The organism is Delftia sp. ZNC0008, from assembly GCF_000799035.1.
GTDB classification, from domain to species: Bacteria; Pseudomonadota; Gammaproteobacteria; order Burkholderiales; family Burkholderiaceae_C; genus Comamonas; species Comamonas tsuruhatensis.
Map to the genome: position 1 here is coordinate 1 of NZ_JTKZ01000539.1, position 4,813 is coordinate 4,813.

The 4,813-nt window shown below is 70.7% G+C and carries 3 protein-coding genes; 2 read left to right on the forward strand and 1 reads right to left on the reverse strand.

Going from position 1 to position 4,813, the window contains the following annotated elements; all coding sequences use genetic code 11:
* Window positions 1-579, forward strand: a 579-nt coding sequence (locus tag L995_RS18015; protein ID WP_047472862.1) for a sensor histidine kinase, incomplete at its 5' end; no start/stop codon positions are given.
* Window positions 580-729: 150 nt separating this feature from the next.
* Complete coding sequence (locus tag L995_RS18020; RefSeq protein WP_047472860.1) at window positions 730-3,351, forward strand: AI-2E family transporter; 2,622 nt, start codon at window positions 730-732, stop codon at window positions 3,349-3,351.
* 25 nt (window positions 3,352-3,376) lie between these two features.
* Here L995_RS18020 and L995_RS18025 read toward each other — a convergent pair whose 3' ends face one another.
* Window positions 3,377-4,513 carry an iron-containing alcohol dehydrogenase gene (locus L995_RS18025; protein WP_047472861.1) on the reverse strand — a complete coding sequence of 379 codons (1,137 nt, stop codon included), beginning with the start codon at window positions 4,511-4,513 and terminating at the stop codon, window positions 3,377-3,379.
* Window positions 4,514-4,813: the final 300 nt, after the last annotated feature.

Consider the following 4,813-nt stretch of genomic DNA (forward strand, 5'->3'; position numbering starts at 1 on the left):
CCGCGTATGGCCTTGCTGGAGCCGAGCGAAACCCGGCAGCGCCAGGCGCAGGAGTTGCTGGAGCAGGCCTTGCTGGACCTGCGCCTGCTGGTGGACGCCATGGACGCCGTGGAGGACGCCTTGCCCGTGCGCCTGGCGCGCCTGCGCCACCGGCTGCAGCCCGTGCTGGACCGCCGTGGCATGCAGATCCGCTGGAGCGTGGCCGATCCGCAGTCCGAGCCGGGCCTGCCCGATCTGCCCGATCTTCCTCGAGGCCAGTCGTCCCAGCACCTGCTTGCCATCACCCAGGAGGCCGTGAGCAATGTGCTGCAGCACGCACAGGCCAGCACGCTGTGGCTGGTGCTGCAGCCCCTGGAGCCGGGTATTGCGCGGGCGAACGGCGCCCATCCCGGCGCGCGCCGCGAGCTGCGCTGGGAGTTGCGCGTGGAAGACGACGGCCGCGGCCTGCCGCCGCGTACACCCGATGAGGCGCAGGGCATGGGCCTGGCAGGCATGCACCGCCGTGCCCACGCCATAGGGGCTACGCTGGACCTGGCGCCGCGTGCTGGCGGCGGCACGGTGGTGCGTGTGCGCTGGTGAGCTGGCGCGCTGTGGCAGCGGCGGCGGCGGAGTTCCAGCGATTGCGGTGCCCGCTGACAGGGCCGGCCCGCAGCGCGCTGTGCAATCCCACGATGGGCGCAAGTGCGGCAGCATCCACGCACGTATCCAAGCCCTGATGCCTGTCCCCCCATGAATCCACATCCCGACCTCACACCAGCGCCTTCCAGAAAACCAGGCGCTGAGAACGCCGCAGCCGATGCGGCCGGCAACGCGGCCGCTGCCGACGCGGCTTTCGCACGCAGCGTGCGTTCGGCCCTGCCGGGCCTGGCACAGCTGGCCGACATGGTGCCTGCGCTGCGCCTGCTCACCGGCCTGCTGGTGGCCAGCATCATCATCGCGGGCCTGTATTTCGGGCAGGGACTGCTGATTCCGCTGGCCCTGGCGCTGCTGTTCGGCTTTTTGCTCGATCCTGCGGTCTCCCGGCTCAGGCGCTGGGGCCTGCCGCGCATGGCGGCGACGCTGCTGGTGGTGGTCATGGCGCTGGCAACGCTGGCCGGAATGGGTACCTATCTGGGCAGCCAGGTGCAGCAGCTCAGCGCCGACCTGCCCACTTACCAGAGCACCATCCGCGACAAGCTGCGCAGCCTGCGCAGGAATGCCAACATGCCCAGCGCCTGGGACGGCGCCCTGCGCACCTATGACACGGTGGAGCGTGAGATCTCCCGCGGCGCCACCACGCCCCGCGTGCAGAAGGTGGAGATCCAGTCGCCCGAGCAAAAGCCCACGGCGCGCATGCTGCAGTGGCTGGGCCGAGTGGCCGAGCCCGTGACCACGGCCGGCATCGTGCTGCTGTTCGTGATCCTCATCCTGCTGGACCGCGATGACCTGCGCGACCGGCTGCTGCGCCTGATGGGCGGCAACCTGCATGTGGCCACCGACGCGCTGGACGAGGCCTCGCAGCGCATAGGCAAGTACCTGCGCATGCAGTTCGTGGTCAACATCACCTATGGACTGCCCATGGCGGCGGGGCTGTGGTTCATCGGCGTGCCGGGCGCCATTCTCTGGGGGGTGCTGGCGGCCATCATGCGGTTCGTTCCCTATGTGGGCGCCATGATCTCTGCCGCCTTCCCGCTGGCGCTGGCCTTTGCGGTGGATCCGGGCTGGCAGATGCTGCTGATGACGCTGGGGCTGATCATGGCGCTGGAGCTGATCAGCAACAACCTCATCGAGCCCTGGCTGTATGGCAGCAGCACGGGCCTGTCCACGCTGTCCATCATTGCGGCCGCGACCTTCTGGACGGCGCTGTGGGGGCCGATAGGGCTGATCCTGTCCACGCCGCTCACGGTCTGCCTGCTGGTGCTGGGCCGCTACATACCGGCGCTGCAGTTCATGGAGGTGCTGCTGGGCAGCTCCCCCGTGCTGGGTCCGGCCCAGCGGCTGTACCAGCGCCTGCTGGCCGACGATGTGGAAGATGCGGTCACGCTGGCGCATGAACTGGTGGACGCAAGGCTGCCGGCGCGGGCCTCGGCGGACGAACGCTCGGCCGCAGTGGCCGGCTTCTATGACGAGGTGGCGATCCCCGCGCTGCGCCTGGCCACCCAGCAGCACCTGGAGTCGGCCACGGCCGAGCACCGGCTGCGCCTGTCCAGCGGCATGGATGCCTTGGTCGAGGAGCTGCGCGAAAGCCATCCCGCGCCTGCAGACCTGTCCTCGCGGGCCCTGCGCATCCATTGCGTGGGTGCGCGCTGGGAGGTCGATGCCCTGGCAGCGGCCATGGTGGCGCACAGCGAGGCGCTGCGCGGCCACGTGGTCAGCTGCTCGGACTGGGCGCTGGCGGCCGATCCGCAATGGCGCCAGCTGGGGCAGGGCGAGGGCGGCGGCCTGCCGCAGGGCCACGCAGGCGCACAGGCCCTTGCCGAGGCGCAATTGCTGGTGCTCTCGGTCTTCAGCGCCCAGCCCCAGACCGTGGCGCGCCAGATCATGCGGCGGGTGCGCCGCCACTGGCCGCATCTGCGCGTGGTGCTGGCGCTGTGGAATGCGCCGGCCGTGGTGTCCGACCCCGAGTTCGCGCGCCGCTGCGGCGCCGCCGCCTGCGTGTCCAGCCTGCGCGAGCTGCAGTTGTGGGTGGACGCCTTGCGCCTGCCCGACGCGGCAGGCCAGGGCCTGGCCGCGCCCATTCCCGATGACGATGAGCAGCGCGTGCGCCAGCTGCGCGACAGCGGCGTGCTCGGGCCCGGCCTGCCGCCGCTGTACCACGAGGCAGCCCAGCAGGCCGCCAATGCCTTCGACGTGAAATGGGCCCAGGTCTCATGGGTTGATGCCGACCGCGTGCACACGCCCGGCAGCCTGCTGGTGGCGGACCAGGGCGACCCCGCATCGGCCGGGATGCCGCGCGGGCAGTCCATCTGCTCGTATGTGGTGCACGGCGGCGAGCCCCTGGTGGTGCACGACGCAGCGCGCGACCCCCGGTTTGCCGGCAACCCCGCACTGCAGGCCATGCGGCTGCGCTTTTACGCAGGCGTGCCGCTCAGGAACCGCCACGGTGCGGTGCTGGGCAGCTTCTGCATCATGGACGACGCACCGCGCGAGGTCTCGCCGGCAGATCTGGAGCTGCTGGCCGTCATGGCCGAGCAGCTGATGCAGACCGTGGAAGTGCGCCGCATGATGGAAAGCGGCGCAGTGCCGGCGCCGGCTCCCGCTCCCGCTCCCGCTCCCGCTCCCGCTCCCGCTCCCGCTTCCACGTCTGTACCGGCGCCGCCACCGGAGCAGTCACCGGAGCAGTCACCGGAGCAGTCACCGCCCGGCCACTGAGCCCGCTCACAGCGGCTACGGCGGCTCACAGCGAGGTGGCCAGCATCTGCTCGTAGTCGTCGGCGCTGGCCAGGCGCGGGTTGGTGCCGTGGCAATGGTCCTTGAGCGCCCCGCCGATCACTGCCGCGAACTGGGCGCGCTCCACGCCCATGGCGGCCAGGCCCGTGGGCAGGCCCAGGCGGGCGTTCATGTCGCGTATGGCTTCGGGAATGTCGCTGCCCGAGGCCAGACCCATGGCGTGGGCCATTCGCTGCAGGCGCTGTTCGGCGCGCACGCTCTCGGCCTCGGCATTGAAGCGCACCACGGCGGGCAGGAACATGGCGTTGAGCGTGCCGTGGTGCAGGCGCGGGTTCACGCCGCCCAGGCTGTGGCTGAGGCTGTGCACGCAGCCCAGACCCTTCTGGAAGGCCATGGCGCCCTGCATGCTGGCGCTCATCAGCTGGCGGCGTGCCTCGGCATCCTGGCCATTGCGGGTGGCGCGTTCTATGTGCGCCCAGCCGCGCGTGAGGCCGTCCAGCGCAATGCCGTCGGCAGGCGGATTGAAGGCGGCTGCCATGAAGGTTTCCATGCAGTGGGCGATGGCGTCCATGCCCGTGGCGGCCGTCAGCATGGCGGGCAGGCCGTAGGTCAGTTCCGGATCGCAGATGGCGGCGCGCGGCACCAGGTGCCAGCTGTGAAAGCCCAGCTTGCGGTGGTCGTCCACGATGATGATGGCGCCGCGCGCCACCTCGCTGCCCGTGCCGCTCGTGGTGGGCACGGCAATCAGCGGTGCCACGCGCTCGGTGATGCGCGGCGAGCCGCCCTCGATGGTGGCGTAGTGCGACAGCGGCCCTTCGTGCGTGGCCGCAATCGCCACACCCTTGGCGCAGTCGATGGCGCTGCCGCCGCCCACGGCGATCAGGCCGTCGCAGCGCTGCTCCTGGTAGATTGCCGCGGCCGCACGCACGGCGGCCTCGGTGGGGTTGGAGGGCGTCTGGTCGAACACTGCGTGCGGCATGTCGCCCAGCCCATCCAGCGCCTTTCGCAGCACGCCGGCCGCCTTGACGCCCTGGTCGGTGACGATCAGCGGCCGCGTGATGCCCACGCGCTCGCACTCCTGGCGCAACAGGCGCACGGCGCCGAAGTCAAACTGGATCTGGGTGACGTAGTTGATGAAAGCCATGGTCGGTGACTCGTTGCGGGCCGCTGCGGCCCGTGGTGGGGATCAGGGGGAGTGCGCCGAATCTAGACCGCGCGTGCTGCACTGCAAACAAAGCAAACCCTGAGAGGGCGCCTGCGCGGTCACGGGGGCGACAGCACGGGCGTGCACTGCCATCGCATGGCTGCCAGGGCCTTGTGCTCGCGGCACAATGCCTGCTGCGCGGCGCCTGCCGTGCCTTGCCAGATGGCTCCGATCGAACCTGTCCCTGAACTTGCTCCTGAACGTGCCCCAGCCCGAATCCCGCCCCCATGCCACACGCGG

Coding starts and splice junctions, on each gene's coding strand:
- L995_RS18020 (WP_047472860.1), top strand. CDS start 730: ATGAATCCACATCCCGACCTCACACCAGCGCCTTCCAGAAAACCAGGC.
- L995_RS18025 (WP_047472861.1), bottom strand. CDS start 4,513: ATGGCTTTCATCAACTACGTCACCCAGATCCAGTTTGACTTCGGCGCC.